The sequence below is a fragment of the Pseudomonas sp. UBA6315 genome, assembly GCF_002438125.1.
Lineage (GTDB): Bacteria > Pseudomonadota > Gammaproteobacteria > Pseudomonadales > Pseudomonadaceae > Aquipseudomonas > Aquipseudomonas faucium.
The window spans coordinates 1-19256 of sequence record NZ_DJTF01000134.1; the positions used below are offsets into that span (position 1 = coordinate 1).

20 protein-coding genes are annotated in these 19256 nt (G+C 64.7%); 7 read left to right on the forward strand and 13 right to left on the reverse strand.

Translation table 11 applies throughout. The features are described 5' to 3' along the window. Positions 1-227 precede the first annotated feature (227 nt). Complete coding sequence (gene map / locus B3E94_RS15720; protein WP_286914226.1) at positions 228-1004, reverse strand: type I methionyl aminopeptidase; 777 nt, start codon at positions 1002-1004, stop codon at positions 228-230. Between the two features lie 109 nt (positions 1005-1113). On the opposite strand from map, the gene pcaQ reads away from it, so the two are divergent. The 5 genes from pcaQ (at position 1114) to B3E94_RS15745 (ending at position 4551) form a co-directional block, all read left to right on the forward strand. Next, positions 1114-2046, forward strand: coding sequence for a pca operon transcription factor PcaQ (pcaQ, locus tag B3E94_RS15725; RefSeq protein ID WP_286914227.1), 933 nt, complete (start codon positions 1114-1116; stop codon positions 2044-2046). Positions 2047-2274: 228 nt separating this feature from the next. After that, positions 2275-3027: an FKBP-type peptidyl-prolyl cis-trans isomerase gene (locus B3E94_RS15730; RefSeq protein WP_176517925.1), complete on the forward strand. Its 753-nt coding sequence runs from the start codon at positions 2275-2277 to the stop codon at positions 3025-3027. 279 nt (positions 3028-3306) lie between these two features. After that, positions 3307-3747, forward strand: coding sequence for a YkvA family protein (locus B3E94_RS15735; RefSeq protein WP_176517924.1), 441 nt, complete (start codon positions 3307-3309; stop codon positions 3745-3747). A 100-nt stretch (positions 3748-3847) separates the two neighbouring features. Then, the gene (locus B3E94_RS15740) at positions 3848-4186 is read left to right on the forward strand and encodes a helix-turn-helix domain-containing protein (protein WP_286914229.1); all 339 of its coding nucleotides are present in this window, start codon (positions 3848-3850) and stop codon (positions 4184-4186) included. Then, positions 4183-4551, forward strand: a complete 369-nt coding sequence (locus B3E94_RS15745) for a hypothetical protein (protein ID WP_176517922.1) — start codon at positions 4183-4185, stop codon at positions 4549-4551. Before B3E94_RS15740 ends, B3E94_RS15745 begins: the two co-directional genes overlap by 4 nt. Positions 4552-4624: 73 nt before the next feature. Here B3E94_RS15745 and B3E94_RS15750 read toward each other — a convergent pair whose 3' ends face one another. Next, positions 4625-6706: a carboxy terminal-processing peptidase gene (locus tag B3E94_RS15750; protein WP_176517921.1), complete on the reverse strand. Its 2082-nt coding sequence runs from the start codon at positions 6704-6706 to the stop codon at positions 4625-4627. Positions 6707-6846: 140 nt separating this feature from the next. Here B3E94_RS15750 and B3E94_RS15755 point away from each other — a divergent pair, with 140 nt between their 5' ends. Then, positions 6847-7809 carry an NAD(P)H-quinone oxidoreductase gene (locus tag B3E94_RS15755; RefSeq protein WP_286914230.1) on the forward strand — a complete coding sequence of 321 codons (963 nt, stop codon included), beginning with the start codon at positions 6847-6849 and terminating at the stop codon, positions 7807-7809. A gap of 123 nt (positions 7810-7932) precedes the next feature. On the opposite strand, the gene B3E94_RS15760 is transcribed toward B3E94_RS15755, so the two are convergent. The 6 genes from B3E94_RS15760 to B3E94_RS15785 all read right to left on the reverse strand — a co-directional run bounded on the left by B3E94_RS15760 (position 7933) and on the right by B3E94_RS15785 (position 13216). Then, complete coding sequence (locus tag B3E94_RS15760) at positions 7933-8586, reverse strand: HAD family hydrolase (RefSeq protein ID WP_286914231.1); 654 nt, start codon at positions 8584-8586, stop codon at positions 7933-7935. Positions 8587-8598: 12 nt separating this feature from the next. Then, positions 8599-9588, reverse strand: a complete 990-nt coding sequence (locus tag B3E94_RS15765; RefSeq protein ID WP_286914232.1) for an ABC transporter ATP-binding protein — start codon at positions 9586-9588, stop codon at positions 8599-8601. A 1-nt stretch (position 9589) separates the two neighbouring features. Further along, on the reverse strand, positions 9590-10384 hold the full coding sequence (locus B3E94_RS15770) for an ABC transporter permease (RefSeq protein WP_286914234.1): 795 nt from the start codon (positions 10382-10384) through the stop codon (positions 9590-9592). Next, positions 10374-11225 (reverse strand): ABC transporter permease, encoded by an 852-nt coding sequence (locus B3E94_RS15775; RefSeq protein WP_286914235.1) that lies wholly within the window; start codon positions 11223-11225, stop codon positions 10374-10376. Before B3E94_RS15775 ends, B3E94_RS15770 begins: the two co-directional genes overlap by 11 nt. Continuing rightward, on the reverse strand, positions 11222-12028 hold the full coding sequence (locus tag B3E94_RS15780; RefSeq protein ID WP_176517915.1) for an alkaline phosphatase family protein: 807 nt from the start codon (positions 12026-12028) through the stop codon (positions 11222-11224). The genes B3E94_RS15775 and B3E94_RS15780 overlap by 4 nt, the downstream gene beginning before the upstream one ends. A gap of 123 nt (positions 12029-12151) precedes the next feature. Further along, positions 12152-13216 (reverse strand): ABC transporter substrate-binding protein, encoded by a 1065-nt coding sequence (locus B3E94_RS15785; RefSeq protein ID WP_286914236.1) that lies wholly within the window; start codon positions 13214-13216, stop codon positions 12152-12154. A gap of 326 nt (positions 13217-13542) precedes the next feature. Between B3E94_RS15785 and B3E94_RS15790 the strand changes: the two genes are divergently transcribed. Then, entirely contained in the window at positions 13543-14256 is a 714-nt protein-coding gene (locus B3E94_RS15790; protein ID WP_286914237.1) for a UTRA domain-containing protein, read from the forward strand. Between the two features lie 74 nt (positions 14257-14330). Here B3E94_RS15790 and B3E94_RS15795 read toward each other — a convergent pair whose 3' ends face one another. From B3E94_RS15795 to minE, 5 genes are all read right to left on the reverse strand, one after another. Beyond that, positions 14331-16484 carry a mechanosensitive ion channel family protein gene (locus B3E94_RS15795; protein ID WP_286914238.1) on the reverse strand — a complete coding sequence of 718 codons (2154 nt, stop codon included), beginning with the start codon at positions 16482-16484 and terminating at the stop codon, positions 14331-14333. Positions 16485-16528: 44 nt separating this feature from the next. Then, positions 16529-16696, reverse strand: coding sequence for a hypothetical protein (locus tag B3E94_RS15800; protein WP_012271002.1), 168 nt, complete (start codon positions 16694-16696; stop codon positions 16529-16531). Between the two features lie 171 nt (positions 16697-16867). Continuing rightward, positions 16868-18157, reverse strand: a complete 1290-nt coding sequence (locus B3E94_RS15805) for a M18 family aminopeptidase (RefSeq protein WP_176517911.1) — start codon at positions 18155-18157, stop codon at positions 16868-16870. Between the two features lie 151 nt (positions 18158-18308). Next, a complete protein-coding gene (locus tag B3E94_RS15810) occupies positions 18309-18944 on the reverse strand; it encodes an RluA family pseudouridine synthase (protein ID WP_236237438.1) in 636 nt (211 codons plus the stop codon). A gap of 142 nt (positions 18945-19086) precedes the next feature. Further along, on the reverse strand, positions 19087-19256 hold a 170-nt coding region (gene minE, locus B3E94_RS15815; protein WP_286914263.1), incomplete at its 5' end, for a cell division topological specificity factor MinE.

Sequence of the window (19256 nt, forward strand, 5' to 3'; positions counted from 1 at the left end):
CGCCATATTCCGCTTCCAGGGCTCACTGAACACCCGGAAGCCACAAAGAAAGCGACCTTAGGGTCGCTTTTTTTTTGCATCAAATTTATCGGTCGATGTGGCGATTGAATGTGGGAGCGGGCTTGCCCCGCGAAGGGGCCGCCCCAGACAACGCCGCTGGATGGCACGGGCTTCGCCCGTGTTCGCGGGGCAAGCCCGCTCCCACAGAAGGGCCGCTAGCCGCCCAGTCAGCGGTTGCGCTCTTCCTCACGCAACGTCAGCACCTCGACCCCATCTTCGGTCACCGCCACCGTGTGCTCCCACTGCGCCGACAGGCTGTGGTCGCGGGTAACCACCGTCCAGCCATCCTTCAGCGTCCGTGTGCCACGGCCACCCTGGTTGATCATCGGCTCGATGGTGAACACCATCCCCGGTTTCAACTTCATGCCCATGCCACGCTGGCCGAAATGCAGCACTTCGGGGCCTTCGTGCATCTGCTGGCCGATGCCATGCCCGCAATACTCGCGTACCACGCTGTAGCCCGCAGCTTCCGCATGGGCCTGGATGGCATGGCCGATGTCGCCCAGCGTCGCGCCGGGGCGCACCTGGGCGATGCCTTTGCACAATGCCTCATAGGTGGTGTCGACCAGGCGCCGGGCTTCATCGCCGATCTGCCCGATGCTGTACATTTTCGACGAATCGGCGATGTAGCCGCCCTGTTCCAGGGTGATATCGACGTTGATGATCGAACCTTCCTGTAGCACTTCATCCACTTTGGGCATGCCGTGGCACACCACATGGTCCACCGACGTGTTGAGCGAGTAGGGGAAGCCGTACTGGCCCTTGCTGGCCGGGCGTGCCGTGAGGGTCTGGACGATGAACGCCTCGGCGCGGTCGTTGATCTGCATGGTGGTCACGCCGGGGCGGATGAAACTGTCGAGGTCGGCGAATACCTGGGCCAGCAGATGGCCGGCGTTGCGCATCAGGTCGAGTTGGGCGGGGGTCTTGAGGATCACCTGGGACATGGAATGGGGGCAGTAGCTCTAGCTGGAAATGGCTCCAGCATAGCGCCATAGGCCGGCGGCCTGCCACCGCAGCTGATCCACAGCGGGTGCATGCGTTAAGCTTGCCGGCATGAACCTCGATACCCGCATCAAGTACCGCCACCTGTTGTGCTTCCTGGAGATTGCCCGGCAGGGCAGCCTGGCCAGGGCTGCCGATATCCTGGCGATCAGCCAGCCCGCGATTTCCAAGACCCTCAAGGAGCTCGAGGACCTGCTCGAGGCGCGCCTGTTCGAACGTGGCCGCCAGGGCGTGGTGCTGACCTCCGCCGGCAGCCGCTTCATGCGCTATGCCGGGCCCAGCGTGCAGGCTCTGCGCGATGGCGTGAGCAGCCTGAGGGGCGAGGCGCGGGCGCCGTCCCAGGTGCGCATCGGCGTGCTGTCGACGGTCGAAGGCCTGTTGATGCCCGAGGTGCTGTGCCGCCTGCATCAGCGCCACGAGGCGCTGGTGATCAGCGTGGTCACCGGGGTCAGCGCACAGCTGCTTGGCCAATTGCACCTCGGGGAGCTGGAGCTGGTGGTCGGGCGCATGACCGACAGCCCGCAGATCCAGGGCTTGTCGTTCGAGCACCTGTACAGTGAATCGATGGCCCTGGTGGTGCGCCCCGGCCACCCGTTGCTGGCCAAGCTGCCGGTGGAGCGCGCACAGGTCAGCCGCTACCCCTTGGTGCTGCCACCTTCGGGCACCACCATCCGCCAGCACGCCGACAGCCTATTCGTGCAGTGCGGCATCCAGATGCCGGCGCAGCGCCTGGAAACCTTGTCGCTGGCCTTGAGCCGGCGCTACCTGCTGGGCAGCGATGGGGTGTGGGTGGCGCCGCGTGATGCGGTGTTGCTCGACTTGCGCCGGGGCGAGCTGGCCGAGCTGGACCTGGGCGTGCGCGAGCCCGGCGGTTCGGTGGGCATCTGCCGCAATGCAGCGTTGCCGCAGAGCGTGCCGGGGCAATGGGTGTGCGAAGTGTTGCGTGAGGTGGCAGCGCAGTACCGTGATGGGCTGTATCCCTGATCCAGCGGGGCTCAGAACTGCCTGACATGAATAGCCACAAATTTCAGGCAAAACCGCGATGAAGGGTCAATACTGGCCAATGGCTGCGGCCTATGCATGAATAAGCTTTTAAGTACTGAACTTCCTTACCAGAACCCGCTCTTATGCCGGTAGCCATTGGTAATGGCCGCCTGATAAGCTCGCGGCTTTACCCTGATTGCCCACATGGCGCATGAACAAGGAAATAGCATGAAACAGCATCGTTTGGCGGCTGCGGTTGCCCTGGTAGGCTTGGTATTGGCCGGCTGTGACCAACAAGCCAGCACCCCCGAGCTGAAGACTCCGGCACAGAAAGCCTCCTACGGTATCGGCCTGAACATGGGCAAGAGCCTGGCCCAGGAAGGCATGGAAGACCTTGATTCCAAAGCCGTGGCCCTCGGCATCGAAGACGCCGTTGGCAAGAAAGAGCAGCGCATCAAGGATGAAGAGCTGGTAGAAGCCTTCACCTCGCTGCAGAAGCGCGCCGAAGAGCGTCTGGCCAAGGCCAGCGAAGAAGCGGCCAGCGCCGGCAAGAAATTCCTCGAAGAAAACGCCAAGAAGCCAGGCGTGGTCACCACCGCCTCGGGCCTGCAGTACGAAGTGGTCAAGAAGGCCGACGGCCCGCAGCCCAAGCCGACCGACGTGGTCACTGTCCACTACGAAGGCAAGCTGATCGATGGCAAGGTGTTCGACAGCTCCGTCGAGCGCGGCAGCCCGATCGACCTGCCGGTCAGCGGCGTGATTCCGGGCTGGGTCGAAGGCCTGCAGCTGATGCACGTTGGCGAGAAGTACAAGCTGTTCATCCCGGCTGAGCTGGCCTACGGCGCACAAAGCCCGAGCCCGCTGATCCCGGCCAACTCGGTGCTGGTGTTCGATCTGGAACTGATCGCCATCAAGGACCCGAGCCAGCTGCAAGGTGACGCGCCGGAAGGCGACGCCGCCGCTGAAGCACCTGCCAAGTAAGCACGGCAGTTCGGCAAGACGCCCCGTTTCGACGGGGCGTTTTTGTTTGTGCCAGCGGCCTGTAACGAACCCCGGCGCAGTGCGGCTGTCCGATCAAGGACGGTGTGAAGCTGCGGCGGGCTGGCGGCGCAAATCGTTTGCGCGGCTTTAACCGCTGTGTAAAAAACGCCCGATCTGACCGGGGCCCTTGCCTTATGGGCACCTGGCGTCAGAAACTTCGCCCTGTTCACAAGGTTATCCACAATAAATGTGGATAACCTAACCCCTGCTGGAGGCTCCATGAGCGCACCCTGGAATTTCGCCCGCTTCCTGCCCTTGGCCGAGCGCCTGCTCAGCCGTGGCCGGTTGCCGGCCTTGCTGTTCGCCGTGGCCCGCAAAGGGCCGCGCCTGGGCCAGCTGCGTGATGACGTCAAATTGCTGCAGGCGCTGTGCCTGGCGTGGTGGCGCGGCGAGTACCGGGCAATCAGCCCCAAGGCGCTGGTGACCATCGTCGCCGGCCTTTTGTACTTCGTCAGCCCCATCGATGCCATTCCCGACTGGTTGCTGGGGGTTGGGTTCCTCGATGACATCGCCGTGCTCGGCTGGGTGCTCAAGACCGTGGCCGATGAGCTGGCACGCTTCAAGGCCTGGCGCGACAGCCAGGCGCCAGAGCGTCTGCGCGTGGTCGAGCGCCTGCCCGACAGCCCCGAAGCCCTGCGCCTGGAACGCAAAAGCCACTGAAAGCGCACCGATCCCCACAGACTGCCGCACTTGGTAATATAATTGGCATAAGGGTTATGCCTACGGATTACATGCGGTAATCCTACGTAAGGGGGTTGTAATGGGTATTCAGGTCATTAGCCGGGACGGTCAGCCCGAGTACGCCGTCGTTCCCTGGGAGCAGTACCAGGCGCTGCTCAAGGCAGCCGGCCAGGCACCTGCCGAAGCGGTGTCAGCCTTACAAGAGCAACCGGCGGCGAGTGTCAACCTGCCTGTATTCAGTGAGGTCGGGCAGATCCGCCAGGGCAAAGGCATTGCTGCCGAGCAACTGGCGCGCAATGTTGGTGTTAGCCCGGCCTACCTGGCCATGATCGAATCCGGCGAACGCCAGCCGGATGCGGCGATTCGCCGGGCCCTGGCCTGGCACTTGGGCGTCGCCGGCTGGAGCGAGCCGTCATGAGCCAGGTCAGGATCAGCCGCCAGCACTGGCAAAGCCTGCTGGATGAGCTTGACCTGGCCCGACGACAACGCCATCTGCTGACCTACCGGGCGCTGATCGAGCGCCTGCAACTGCCAAGCCCTGCCATGCAGACGCTGACTGCGGCGCTGGAGTACCTGGCCGTGCTCGATGCCCGCGCCGAGCAGCCGCTGCGCAGCTCGCTGGTGATCAGTCAGGGCGCCAGCCGCCTGCCGCGCACCGGCTTCTTCGAATGCGTCGAGCGCCTGGGGCGCTTCTCCGGGCCGGTGGATGGCATGGAGGCGGCGTCCTGGCATGCCTCCGAGGTGGTCAGGGTGTTCGAATACTGCTATCCGGAAATTGCCTGAGCGCCAGCTCGCCAGGGCATAAAAAAAGGGGCCAGGCATTCACATGCCTGGCCCCTTTTTCACGACCTAACCCTTACTTCTTGGCCACCTTGGTGCTGGCACTCAGGTAGTCGATGAGGATACGACCGGTCTCCGACAGGTAGGCGTCGTCCTCCGGTTTGGTGTTCTCATCTTCGGCCGGTAGGGCGTCTTCGTCTTCTTTCTTCAGCTCCTTGAGCGGCTCTTCACCCTTGGCCTTGCGGCGGGTGTTTTCCAGCGCCAGCTGCTTGGCCTCGATCTCGTCGTGGCGTGCGCGGCGATCCTGCTCGTTGAGGCTGACGGTCTTCTCGTTCATCAGCTTCTGGGTCAGCGCCAGGCGGTCGCGGATGTAGGTGAACTCTGCATCCTTGTCGCTGCGCGCTTCATGCTGCGCCTTGAGCTGGGCCAGGAACGGCTTGAACGGGTCGGCCGCAGGCTTGACCACCGGGCGGATGGTGTCCCATGGCATGGCTTCGGGCAGGGCGCTTTCGCCGATTTCCTTGGTGTCGATGATCGACGGGTAATCGATGTCCGGCAGCACGCCCTGGTGCTGGGTGCTCTGCCCGGAAACCCGGTAGAACTTGGCCAGGGTCAGTTTCAGCTCGCCATGGTTGAGCGGCTGGATGGTCTGCACGGTGCCTTTGCCGAAGGTCTGGCCGCCGATGATCAGCGCGCGGTGGTAGTCCTGCATGGCGCCGGCGAAGATCTCCGAGGCCGAGGCCGAGAGGCGGTTGACGAGCAGCGCCAGCGGGCCTTTGTAGAAGGCACCGGGGTTTTCGTCCTCGAGCACGTCGACGCGGCCATCGCTGTTGCGTACCAGCACGGTCGGGCCTTTCTCGATGAACAGGCTGGTCAGCTCGGTGGCTTCCTGCAGGGATCCGCCGCCGTTGTTGCGCAGGTCGATGACCACGCCGTCGACTTTTTCCTTCTGCAGCTCGGTGAGCAGTTTCTTCACGTCACGCGTGGTGCTCTTGTACTCGGGGTCGCCGGCACGGTAGGCCTTGAAGTCCAGGTAGAAGGCCGGGATCTCGATGATGCCCAGCTTGTAGTCGCGGCCATCCTGCTTGAGCTTGAGCACCGACTTCTTCGCCGCCTGCTCTTCGAGCTTGACCGCTTCACGGGTGATGGAAACGATCTTGGTGGTCTGGTCGCTCGGCGCATTGCTCGCCGGAATGATCTCCAGGCGCACCACCGAGCCTTTCGGGCCGCGGATCAGCTTGACCACTTCGTCCAGGCGCCAGCCGACCACGTCGACCATTTCCTTGTTGCCCTGGGCGACGCCGATGATCTTGTCGGCGGTGGCCACCTGCTTGGTCTTGGCGGCAGGGCCGGCCGGCACCAGGCGCACGATCTTGACCTGGTCGTTGTCGCTCTGCAGCACCGCGCCGATGCCTTCGAGCGACAGGCTCATGTTGATGTCGAAGTTCTCGGCGTTATCCGGCGACAGGTAGTTGGTGTGCGGGTCGTAGGACTGGGCGAAGGTGTTGATGTAGGCCTGGAAGATGTCCTCGGCACGGGTCTGGTCCAGGCGCGCCAGTTGGTTCTTGTAGCGCTTGGTCAGGGTTTCCTGGATCTGCTTGGGCTCTTTGCCGGCGAGCTTCTGGCGCAGCACTTCGTCCTTGACGCGTTTGCGCCACAGGTCGTCGAGCTCGGCCTGGTCCTTCATCCACGGCGCGTCCTTGCGGTCGATCAGCAAGGTCTCGTGGGTGGTGAAGTCCATCTTGTCGACGCCCTTGTCCAGCTCGGCCAGGGCGAAGTCCAGGCGCTGCTTGACCCGGTCGAGGTAGCGCTTGTAGATGGTGAAGCCGGGGTCGAGGTTGCCGCTCTTGAGGAAGTCGTCGAACTGCGTCTTCCACTTGTCGAACTCGGCGATGTCGGCCGCGGTGAAGTAGCTGCGGGCTGGGTCGAGCAGCTTGATGTAGCTGTCGTAGATGATCACCGAGCGGGCGTCATCGAGCGGTGGCTTGCTGTAATGGTGGCGCTTGAGCAGCTCCACCACGTTGAGGCTGGCGACGATTTCGTCACGGTCGGGCTGCAGGCTGTCCCACTTGTTGGCGGCCGCCGCATTGCCGCCGAGCGTGAGGCTGCCCAGGCCGATCATCATGGCCAGGGCGGTGCTTGGGAGGAAATGCTTCATGCTGATTCGACGTGGAGGCAATTGATCACGCATAGTAGGCCGTCTTTTCCGTTGCCGGTTCCATGGAGCCGGACAAATACTGCAAAAAGCCTGGGGCAAGCGTTCCCCAGGCTCAGTCATGATTCAACTATGGAGGCACTGTGAAAGCATTGCAAGGCGAAGACGGACATGTGGCCTGGGTCGAGGCCGAACGCCCGGCCTGTGACGCCGGCCAGGTACGCATTCGGGTGGCTGCAGCGGGGTTGAACCGCGCTGATCTGCTGCAGATGAAGGGCCTCTATCCGCCACCTCCAGGCGCCAGCCCGTACATGGGCCTGGAGTGCGCCGGGGTGATCGCGGAAGTCGGCGCCGGTGCCGACTGGCGCGTGGGCGACCGCGTGTGCGCACTGCTGGCCAGTGGCGCCATGGCCGAGGAAGTGGTGGTGGACGCACGCCATGTGCTGCCGGTGCCCGAGGGCCTGAGCCTGCAGGAAGCGGCGGCGCTGCCCGAGGTGTATGCCACGGCGTGGTTGAACATCTTCCAGCTGGGCGCGCTGAAGGCGGGCGAGAAGGTGCTGGTGCACGCGGGCGCCAGCGGCGTCGGCTCGGCGGCGATCCAGCTGTGCAAAGCCTTTGGCAACCCGGTGTATGTCAGCGTCGGCTCGCAGGACCGCCTGGCCTACTGCCAGGACCTGGGGGCGGCCGGCGGTGTGGTGCGCAACGAGAACCTCGAGGCGCTCGAAGGGTTCGGCCCGTTCGACGTGATCCTCGACCCGGTGGGCGCCAGCTATGGCCCGCTCAACCTCAAGCTGCTGGCCCGTGATGGGCGTTGGGTCATCATTGGCTTGATGGGCGGGCGCAAGTTCGAGCTGGACCTGGCGCAGGTGCTGGGCAAGCGCCTGGAAATCACCGGCTCGACGCTGCGCAACCGCGACGACGGGTTCAAGGCCGAGCTGCTGCGCGAGCTGCAGCAGCAGGTGTGGCCGCTGTTCAGCGAAGGGCGCCTGTCGCCGCAGCTGGTGGACACCTACCCGGTGGAGTTTGCCCAGGCGGCGTATGCCGAGCTTGAGAGCAACCAGGTGTCGGGCAAGCTGGTGATGGTCATCGACCCGAGCCTGGCGTAGGCCCTCAAGGCCCAATCGCCGGCAAGCCGGCTCCCACAGGTAAACCACATGGCTGAAGAGCGGTGGTGTACTTGTGAGAGCCGGCTTGCCGGCGATTGGGCCGGGCCTGCCTGAGCAAAATGCTCAGGACCAGCTCAAGATAGGCCAACCATTGACCTCTGCATGCTCCCTCAGTACAGGGTCAGGATTGACCACATGCGGGTAGTCCACCTTCAGCAACAACGGCAAGTCATTGCGCGAATCCGAATAGAAGCTTGCCCCCTCCAGATTCTCCTGCTCCTGATCCAGCCACTCCAGCAAGCGGGTGATCTTGCCTTCGCGGTAGGTCAGCACCCCATGGGTCTTGCCGGTGTACACCCCGTTCAACGCCTCCAGCTCGATCGCCAGGTACTCATCCACCCCCAGGCGCGCCGCAATCGGCCCCACCAGGTGCGTGCCCGAAGCGGAAATGATCAGGATCCGGTCGCCACGCTTGCGGTGCTCGGCAATGCAGCGGCAGGCGTCGCCGTAGATGATCGGCTCGATCACGTCCTCGACCCAGGGCTCCACCAGGTGCTCGACTTCCTCCAGGGTACGCCCGGCAATCGGCTCCAGGCTGAAGGCCATGTAGTCCTCCATGCGCAGGTGGCCCTTGCCGTAGGCCTCCATCAGCTCATGGTCGCGGCGCAGGAAGTCCTTGCCGTCGACCCAGCCCAGCCGCGCCATCTGCTCGCTCCACAGCGACGCGCAGTCACCGTGGATCAGGGTTTCGTCCAGATCGAAAATTGCCAGTGCCATGTGTGATTCTCCTTAGGCCACTTCCCGTAGCGCGGTAGGGTCGATCGACAAGGATACCCGCTGCCCGTCCGAGTGCAGGTCCGCAGGCGAGCGATTGAGCACATCGACCACCAGCTCCACCTCGCGCACCCGCACCCGGTAGCGGATCACGTTGCCGAGCAGGCTGTGGCTGCGCACTTCGCCGTCGCGCTCGCCATCCAGGCCAAGGGTGATCGACTCTGGCCGTATCGCCAGGCGGCTGGCCACCGGGCGCTGCAACAGGCGGCTGGCGCTGTCCGGGTCGAGCAGGTTGTAGTTGCCGATGAAGCCCGCGGCGAACAGGTCGACGGGGGCGGTGTAGAGGGTTTCGGCATCGCCGCTCTGGACGATGCGGCCCTGGTTCATCAGGAAGATGCGGTCGGACAGGGTCAGCGCTTCTTCCTGGTCGTGGGTGACGAAGATGGTGGTCAGCCCCAGTTCGCGCTGGATGGCGCGAATCTGCTCGCGCAGGTGCTTGCGGATGCGCGCATCCAGCGCCGACAGCGGCTCGTCGAGCAGCAGCAGGCGGGGCCGGGTGACCAGCGAGCGGGCCAGGGCCACACGCTGGCACTGACCGCCCGACAGCTGGTGCGGGTAGCGCCCGGCGAAACTGCCCAGCTCCACCAGCGCCAGGGCCTCGCGCACGCGGCTCTGGCTCTCGTCGGCCTTGACCTTCTGCATGCGCAGGCCGAACGCGACGTTCTGCTCCACGGTCATGTTGGGGAACAGCGCATAGCTCTGGAACACCATGCCGATGCCGCGCTTCTGCGGGCTCAGCGGCACGATGTCCTGGCCATCGAGCAGGATCTGCCCGCCGTCCACCGGGGTCAGCCCGGCGATGCAGCGCAGCAGGGTCGACTTGCCGCAGCCGGACGGGCCGAGCAGGGTGACGAACTCGCCGCGTTCGATCTGGCAGTCGATGTGCTCGAACACCGGGGTGCCGCCATAGCTTTTGTGCAGTTTCTGTACGCTGACGAAGCTCATGTCAGGTCTTGTCCTTGTTCAAGCGGTTGGCGACCCAGGTCAGCACCAGCACGAAGGCGAAGTACGAGATCACCAGGGCGCTGTTGAAGTGGCCGCTGCTGTTGCGCATGTTGTTCAGGTACACCTGCAGGGTCTCGTAGCGGGTGCCGACCAGCAGGTTGGCGAATACGAATTCGCCGAACAGGAACGAGAACGACAGCAGCAGGGCGACCATCAGCCCCTTGCGCAGGTTCGGCAGCACCACCAGAAACGCTGCCTGCCAGGTGCTGGCGCCCAGCAACTGGGCGGCGTCCATCAGGTCGCGCAGGTTGATCGCCTGCAGGTTGTTGGTGATCGCCCGGTACATGAACGGCAGGGCGATGGTGAAGTAGCAGCCGATGAGGATCCACGGCGTGCCGACCATGGCCATCGGCCCGCTGCCATAGAGCTGCAGCAGGCCCACCGACGACACCACCGGCGGCACCGCGAAGGGCAGCAGGATGAGGATGTTCATCAGCGCATCGAGGCGCGGGAAGTGGTAGTGCACCACGAACAGCAGCGGCAGGATCAGCACCACCGACAGCACCAGGGCGCCGACGCACACCAGCAGCGACTGGCCGAAGGCGGCCAGAAAGCGCGGCTCGCTCCACAGCGCCAGGTACCACTTGAAGGTCAGGCCGCTGGGCAAGAGGCTTGCCGACCAGCTGGTGGCCAGCGAGTAGAGCAGGGTGCCGGCCAGTGGCAGCAGCAAAATCAGAAACAGCAGGTACACCATCAGCCGGTGGTACAGCCCGGCGGCGTTTTTTTCAGCGCGCATGGTAGCTCCTCTTGAGCAGCCACTGGTGCACCACCGTGACCAGCGTCATCAAGCCCACCAGCACCATGGCCAGAGCGCTGGCAAGGTTCGGGTCGAGGCTGATGTCGCCGGCCACCAGGCCTGCGATGCGGATGGGCAGCACATTGAAGTTGCCGGTGGTCAACGCATACACCGTGGCGTAGGCGCCCAGGGCATTGGCCAGGAGGATGACGAAGGTGCCGAGCAGCGCTGGGGTCAGCACCGGCAGGCCGATATGCCGCCAGTACTGCCAGTGGTTGGCGCCGAGCAGCGCGGCCGACTCGCGCCAGTCTTCGCGCAGCGCGTCGAAGGCCGGGTAGAGCAGCAGCACGCCGAGCGGGATCTGGAAGTAGGTGTACACCAGGATCAGGCCGCTCTTGGAGTAGATGCTGAAGTCTTCGAGCAGCCCCATCTGCTTGAGCAGCAGGGTCAGCGCGCCGTTGAAGCCAAGCAGGATGATGAAGGCGAAGGCCAGCGGCACGCCGGCGAAATTGCTGGTCATGTTGGCGAAGGCGCTGACGAAGTCGCGCAGGCGCGAGTCCACCTGGCGCAGCGAATAGGCGCCGAGGGTGGCGATGACGATGCCGAACAGGCTCGACCAGAAGCTGATCTCCAGGCTGCGTTGCAGCGCCTGCAGGTAGAACTTGGAGGCGAAGATCTTGCTGAAGTTGTCCAGGCCCCAGCCCGCCTCTGACTGCACGCTGTTGATCGCCACCCAGGCCAGCGGGGCGATCTGGAAGACGATGAAGAACACGGCGAAGGGCAGCAGGCACAGCAGGGCCAGGTAGCGGCCACTGGCGCGGCTGCGTTTGGCGGCCGTCACTTGAGCAGCTCCCGGCACACGGTCTTGTCGTGGGCGGCGCCGAGCAGTTCGCAGATGGTGCCGCACAACTCGGTCTGCAGCGGCTTGGCGGCCGGGTCCAGGCTGAACGCATCGCCGAACACGAACAGCGGCACTTCGCGTTCCTCGGCCAGCAGGCCGTTGTGCGAGCGGTCGTTGTTCATGCCATGGTCGGCGGTCACCAGCACCTGGTAGCCCTCTTCGAGCCAGCGCGGCAGGTAGTCGGCCAGGAGGATGTCGGCGCTGCGCGCGGCGTTGCGGTACTGGCTGCTGTCCAGGCCGTGGCGGTGGCCGGCGTCGTCGATGTTCATCGGGTGCACCAGCAGGAAGTTCGGCGCATGGCGCCGGCGCAGGTATTCGGCGTCGGCCAGCAGGTGCGAATCGGGGTAGTGGTCGGCCCAGTAGAACAGGCCATGCTGGATCGGCAGCTTCGGCGCGTGGGTGTGGCGGTCGCGCAGCGGGTCGAAGGGCGAGCGGTTGTACAGCTCGCTCATCCAGTGATAGGCCGCCGCCGCAGTGCCCAGGCCGGCTTCGCGGGCGTAGTGGAACACGCTGCGCTGGGTGGACAGGCGGTTGACGTTGTTGTGCACGATGCCGCTGTCGATCGGCGGCACGCCGGTGAGGATGCATTCGTACAGGGGGCGCGACAGCGAAGGCAGCTCGCATTCCACGCGGTACAGCGCGGCGCGGTCGGCTTCGACATAGGCATGCAGGTGGCCCATGGCGTGGTGGGCTACCTGGTGGTTGAGGCCGTCGAGCAGGACCAGGATGACGTTGTGTTGCATGTTGGCTCCAGTCAATAACTGCGTTGCCCTCATCGCCGGCAAGCCGGCTCCCACAGGTGTTGTACTTGTGGGAGCCGGCTTGCCGGCGATGAGGCCGCTTCAGGCACTAGAAAAACCAGGCCCTCACTCCATCTCGATGATCACTTGCTCCTGCCACTTCTGCGGCAGTTCCTTGGAGGTCTTTTCCCACGCCTCGGCATTCTTGATCGGCTGCGCAGCGCTGTACTGCTCGTTAGGCAGCAGCTTGGCCTGCACGTCCTCCGGCAGCTTCAGGTGCTCGGCGCGAATCGGCCGGGCGTGGCCCTTGGCCAGGTTGATCTGCCCGGCATCGCTGAAGATGTATTCGCGGGCAAGCTTGGCCGCATTGGGGTGCTTGGCGTACTTGTTGATGATGGTGGTATAGCCGGACATCACCGTGCCATCGGATGGGATCAGCACTTCGAAGCGCTTGGGGTCGATCTGTTCACGGTAGCTCAGGCCGTTGAAGTCCCACACCACGCCGACCTCCACTTCGCCCTTTTCCAGGGTCTGGATGGTCGGGTTGGCCAGCGACAGGCGCTTCTGCTGGGCCAGCTTGGTGAACAGCTGCAGGCCCGGTGCGATATTGGTTTCGTCGCCTTTGTAGGCAATCGCGGCGGCGAGCACGCCGTTGGCCGCCTGGGCGGCAGTGCTGACGTCGCCGATGGCGACCTTGTACTTGCCTTTTTCCAGGTCGTGCCAGGACTTGGGCCGTTGATCTTCCTTGACCAGGTCCTTGTTGATGATGAAGGCGATGGTGCCGGTATAGGCCAGCGCCCAGTGGCCGTCCTTGTCCTTGGCCCACTCCGGCACCTGGTCCCAGGTGCTCGGCTTGTACGGCTGGCTCACGCCCTTGGTCACGGCGATCGGCCCGAAGGCTGCGCCGACGTCACCGATGTCGGCGCTGGCGTTGTCTTTCTCGGCGTCGAACTTGGCGATTTCCTGGGCCGAGCTCATGTCGGTGTCGGTGTGCTTGAGGCCGTATTTGCTGGCCAGATCTTCCCAGGTGCCTTTCCAGTTGGCCCAGGCATCGGGCATGCCCACGCTGTTGACTTGGCCTTCTTTCTTGGCGGCGGCTTCCAGGGCGGTGAGGTCAGCGCCTGCGGCCATGGCCGAGGTACACAGGGCAATAGCAGAACCGAGCAGTGACGCCATGAAGAACTTTTTCATCCGAAGCTCCTTGGGTGGGTGCCTTAAGCGATCGTGTCGTGCATGTAACCGTTGCTGGAAACCGTTGGTCTAGGTCAGCAAACCTTGCGCCAAGGTAGGCCGCTTGCGTGACAGTTTGATGTAAGAGGCCCTTGCCGCGGCCGGCCACGGTTGCCTGAAGGTACAGCGTAGACCAGTTCACACCCTTGAATTTGCGGGCTTGGCGCGCTTCTGGCAGGGCCTTGGCCAAGGCCTTGTCACAGGATGTTCATCAGCCGTGCCTAGGCTTGCACTATTCTCCAGATGCCCTGTTTTGGGGCTGGACTAGTCCAGATAGGTAACCTTTGATGCAGTCGATGCCACCGCGTGCGGTAACAGCCATCTGCCATGCCCTGCAGGAGCAGATCGAGCATGGCCTGCTGGCGCCGGGCGGCAAGTTGCCGGCCGAGCGCAAGCTCAGCGAGGTGTTCGACACCACCCGCATCACCCTGCGTGAGGCATTGGTGCAGTTGGAGGCCCAGGGCCTGATCTATCGCGAGGAACGGCGCGGCTGGTTCGTCGCCCCGCAGCGGCTGACCTACGACCTGATCGAGCGCAGCCATTTCCATGCGATGGTGCGCGACCAGGGCCGCCAGCCCACCACCGAACTGCTGTCGGCACGCCTGCAGCCGGCCCCGGCGGCCATCTGCGCGCGCCTGTGCCTGCCGGCGTTGTCCAGCGTGGTGCGGATTTGCCGCTTGCGGCGGATCGATGGGCGGGCGGTGCTGTATGCCGAGCACTACCTCAACCCGCGCTACTTCCCGGGGATTCTCGACCAGGACCTGGCGCAGTCACTGACCGAGATTTATGGGCGGGTGTATGGCATCGAATATGGGCAGGTGCGCTTCGAGATCCTGCCCACCGCCTTGCCGGTGGACGCGGCGGCGGCCTTGAAGGTGTCGGTGGGCAGCCCGGGGCTGCACATCACCCGGGTCAACAGTGACCAGCATGGCCACCTGATCGACTGCGACCTGGAGTATTGGCGGCATGATGCGATCTGCATTCGTGCCCAGGCGGGGTAGGGCTGCCTTGCAGCCCAATCGCCGGCAAGCCGGCTCCCACAGCTTGTGGCAGCCGGCTTGTCGGCGATGAGGCCCTAACTGGACGAACCGGCTTCTGTCATCCCGCCACCCCCGGCGGTCACCACCTGCACCGACAGCCGCGGCGTCGCCAGGTCCAGCCCCGCCTCATCGAGCTGGCGCTTCAACGCCAGGTTGAACGCCCGCGACACCTCCCACTGCTTGATCGGCGCCGTCTTGAACCGCGCCCGCAGGATCGCCGAGCCCGACTCGAAGCTTTCCACCCCCTGCAGCTCCAGCGGCGACCAGATGTTGCGGCGCATCAGCGGGTCGGTGCGCAGCTTCTGCCCCACCTCGCGGATCAGCGTGATGGCCTGGTCGATGTTCATGCTGTGCGGGATCGCCACGCGGAAGATCGCATAGCCGAACTCGCGCGAGTAGTTCTTGATGCTCTTGATTTCGCTGAACGGGATGGTGTGCACGATGCCGTCGATGTCGCGCAGGCGCACGGTGCGGATGGTCAAGCCCTCGACCGTGCCCAGGTGGCCACCGACATCGACGTAGTCGTCGATGGCCAGCGAGTCTTCGATGATGATGAACAGGCCGGTGATCAGGTCGGCAACCAGCGACTGCGCGCCAAAACCGATGGCCAGGCCGATCACACCGGCACCGGCCAGCAGCGGCGTGACGTTCATGCCCATGTTGGCCAGGGCGACGATCACCGCGATGATGAAGATGGCCACGAACATCACGTTGCGGATCAGCGGCATCATGGTTTGCGCGCGGGCGTTGGCCAGGCCGCGGCGCGAGCGCACCAGGGCGTGGTGCACCGCCGTGTCGGCGAGGATCCACACCAGCCAGGCGGCGATCAGCGTGCCGGCCAGCCCCGCCAGGCGCATGCTCACCTCATGGCCGTCGCCCTCGGCGAAGCCGACCATCGACAGGCCCCACACCCGCAGCCCCAGTTCGATGAACAGCAGCCAGATGCCCAGGTGCAGCAGGGCGTAGGCGAAGTTGCGCAGGCGTTCGGTGTACACCGCCTGGCGCTTGTTGGCGCGCTTGGGGTTGGCGGCGTGGCGGCGCACCAGGCCGTTGAGCACCATGCACACCACCACCAGCACCGTGCACATCAGCGACTGGCGCAGGGCGGTGCTGGTGCCGCCGGCGGAAATGAAGGTGGCGATCAGCGAAATCGCCACCAGGATCAGCGGCGGCACGAACCAGAAACTGCCGAGCAGTTCGATGGTGTCGCTCAAGGTGCGCCGGGTCAGGCGCCGATCCAGGGGCTGGTTGCGGATCAGGTGGGCGATCGGGCGGCGAAAACGCAGGATGAACAGCCCCGTGCACACCGCGGCGATGACGTTGGCCAGGGTCGCCAGGGCATGCGCCAGGTGCGTGCCCAGGGCCACGGTCATGCGCGGGTCGCTCATCGCCTCGCCAAAGGCGGCGAAACTGCCGATCAGCCACAGCGGGCGGAACGCCTGGTGGCGCAGGATGTACAAGGCGCGGTGGCGGTGCGGGCCATCGAGCAGGGAGAAGGCGATCACGCAGATGGCCGAGAAGCACGTACCCACCACCAGCGCATAGGCCAGCACCATGGCCATCGACTTGCCCAGCGAGGAGGGCAGGGCAAAGCTCAGGTACACGGTGAACACCAGCGCCACCAGCCACGGCCCGAGCTTGCGCAGGGCGAAGCGCACCAGGTCCCAGGTGCGCGGGTGCTGGGGCAGTTCTTCGGTCAGGCCGAAGCGCACCCGCACGCGGTGGCCGATCCAGTTGAAGGCGTAGGCCAGCAGGCTCCAGACGGCGATGATGGCGGCAAAGCCGAAGAGGATCGCCGGCCACTGGTGCACGGGCACGATCAGTTCGGTGAGTTCGGACTGGGCCTGGTCGATTTCCTGCGACCAGCGGTTGAACGGGCTGGCGTCGCCGCTGAACTGCTTCTCCAGGTCATGCAACGCCCCGCCGATCAGGCCCAGCACGCCTTGCTCGGCGGCCGGTTGCGATTGCTTGGTGGCATCGCGCAGCTTTTTCAGGTCGGCCAGCAGCTTGGCCCGTTGCTGGTCGTTTTCCAGGTTCTTGATCACTTCGTCCAGCGACTTGCCCAGGGGCTCGGTGGCCTCGGGCTGGGCGGGGGTACTGGAGCCGAGCAGGCTCGGCAGCCCCGCCGCCTGGGCCGGGGAAAGGGCGATGAACAGCAGCAGGGCAAGGCAACGCAGGAGTGCAGGCACCGGGAAATCTACCTCAGGTCAAACGATTGACCGAGTGTAGAGGTTTATGTGGGGAGTTTCTCAAGGATCTTCCAGCAGGTGAGGCCGAAGATACCCAGGGTGCCGATCCACATCATCAGCACGCCGATGTTGCGCTCGCGCATGCTGAAGCCGATGGTCAGCAGCAGCAGGAACAGGAACACCGGTACGAACAGGGACAGGAACGGGGACATGGACAGCAATCCTTTTGCGTGGGGGCATGCCTTAAGCATAGCGGGTGGAAGCGAAGCGGGATTGATCCGTGGCAGCTCATTGGCCCAATCGCCGGCAAGCCGGCTGCCACAGGCGCGATGCATGCTGTACCTGTGGGAGCCGGCTTGCCGGCGATTGGGCCCGCTACCGGATCAAGGCAATTCGCGGCTGCGGTAGAACGCGGTCAGCACCTTCACCAGGTGCGCCAGGTCATGGCTGCCGCACAGCTCGCGAATCGAGTGCATGGCAAAGGTCGGCAGGCCGATGTCGACGGTGCGCACGCCCAGGTGGCTGGCGGTGATCGGGCCGATGGTCGAGCCGCAACCCATGTCGCTGCGCACCACGAAGCTCTGCACCGGCACTTCCTCGGCCATGCACAGGTGGCGGAAGAAACCGGCCGTTTCGCTGTTGGTGGCGTAGCGCTGGTTGTTGTTGACCTTGATCACCGGGCCTGCGTTGAGCTTGGGCCCGTGGTTGCCATCATGCTTGTCGGCGTAGTTGGGGTGCACGCCGTGGGCGTTGTCGGCCGACACCATCAGCGAGCGCTGGATCGTGCGCACGTAGGCGTCGCCCTCTGGCAGCAGGCGCTGCAAGGTCTGCTCCAGCATCGGGCCGTCGGCGCCGCAGGCCGAGCAGCTGCCGACTTCTTCGTGGTCGTTGCACACCAGCACGCAGGTTTCGTCGCTGTCGGCCGCCAGCAGCGCCTGCAGGCCGGCATAGCACGACAGCAGGTTGTCCAGGCGGGCGCCGGCGATGAAGTCGCCGTTCAGGCCGATCAGGGCGGCGTCCTGGGTGTCGTAGAAGCTCAGCTCGTAGTCCAGCACCACGTCGGCGTTGAGCCCGTGCTCGCGGGCCAGCTGCTCGGTGAGCAGGGCGCGGAAGTCGATGCGCTCGTCGCCGGCCACCTGGGCGAGGATCGGCGGCAGTTCGTTCTGCGGGTTGATCTGCCAGCCTTCGTTGGCGGTGCGGTTCAGGTGGATGGCCAGGTTGGGGATGATCGCGATCGGCAGCTTGAAGTCGATCAGCTGGCTCTCGACCTTGCCGTCACGGCGGAAGGTGACGCGCCCGGCCAGCGACAGGTCGCGGTCGAACCACGGCGCCAGCAGGGCACCGCCGTACACTTCCACACCCAGTTGCAAGAAGCCCTGGCGCTGCAGCTCAGGCTGCGGCTTGACCCGCAGGCACGGGCTGTCGGTGTGCGCGCCGACCATGCGGATGCCGCTCAGCAGGGGCGCTTGCTTGCCCAGCTTGATGGCGATGATCGAGGAATCGTTGCGGGTGACGTAGTAGCGCCCGCCAGGCACCGTGGCCCAGCTGTCACGCTCGTCCAGGCGCTGGTAGCCGGCAGCCTCGAGGCGCTGGGCCAGGCTGGCGGTGGCATGGAAGGGCGTGGGGGAGGCCTTGAGGAAATCGATCAGGCCGGTATTCAGTGCTTCGCGCATAACTCACTCCAGACAGCAGTGGCGCGAGTTTAGCGCAGATGGAATACAAATTGTGTCGGCCCCTTCGCGGGTCAAGCCCGCTCCCACAGCATCAGGCAACTGTGGGGCTGCTGTGGGAGCGGGCTTGCCCCGCGAAGCAGGCGACGCGGACTCAGAACGGTGCCGGGCACTCGAACTTTAGCCGCTCCCCGGAAACCGGGTGGGTAAAGCTCAGCATCGATGCATGCAGGCACAGCCGTTCGTGGGCCGCCAGCGCTTCGGGGTTGGCATACAGGCGGTCGCCCAGCAGCGGATGGCCGATCGACAGCATGTGCACGCGCAACTGGTGTGAACGCCCGGTAATCGGCGTCAGCTCGACCCGGCAGTAATCGCCGCAACGCTCGACGATGCGCCAGAAGGTCAGGGCATGCTTGCCCAGCTCATGGTCCACCACGTGGCGCGGCTTGGTTGGCGGGTCGTAGCGCAGCGGCAAATCGATGCTGCCGCTGTCCAGCGCCGGCTGGCCCCAGCACAGGGCGGTATAGGCCTTCTCGGTTTCGCGGTCATGGAACTGGCGCGACAGCTCGCGGTGGCTGTCGGCGTCACGCGCCAGCAGGATGATGCCGGAAGTTTCCCAGTCCAGGCGGTGCACGATCAGGGCGTCCGGGTAGCCGTTTTCCTGCAGGCGGGTGATCAGGCAGTCCTTGTTGTCGTCGGCACGGCCTGGCACCGACAGCAGCAGGGTCGGCTTGTTGACCACCAGGATGGCGGCGTCTTCATGGAGGATCTGCACGTTCGACAGCGGCATTGCGGGTTCTCGGTCAAATCGGGGAAAACCATTGGGGCCGCTTCGCGCCCCATCGCCGGCAAGCCGGCTCCCACACCTGTAGGAGCCGGCTTGCCGGCGATGGGCTGCGAGGCAGCCCCAATGATCAAAGCCGGTCGCTGAATCAGCGATCCGGCAAGGTGATGTTCAGTTCCAGAATCGAGCAGCTACCCTGGTTTTCCAGTTCGATATGCACATCATCACTGCCGATGTTCACATACTTGCGGATCACTTCGAGCAGTTCTTTCTGCAGCGCCGGCAGGTAGTCCGGCTCGCTGCGCTGGCCGCGCTCAT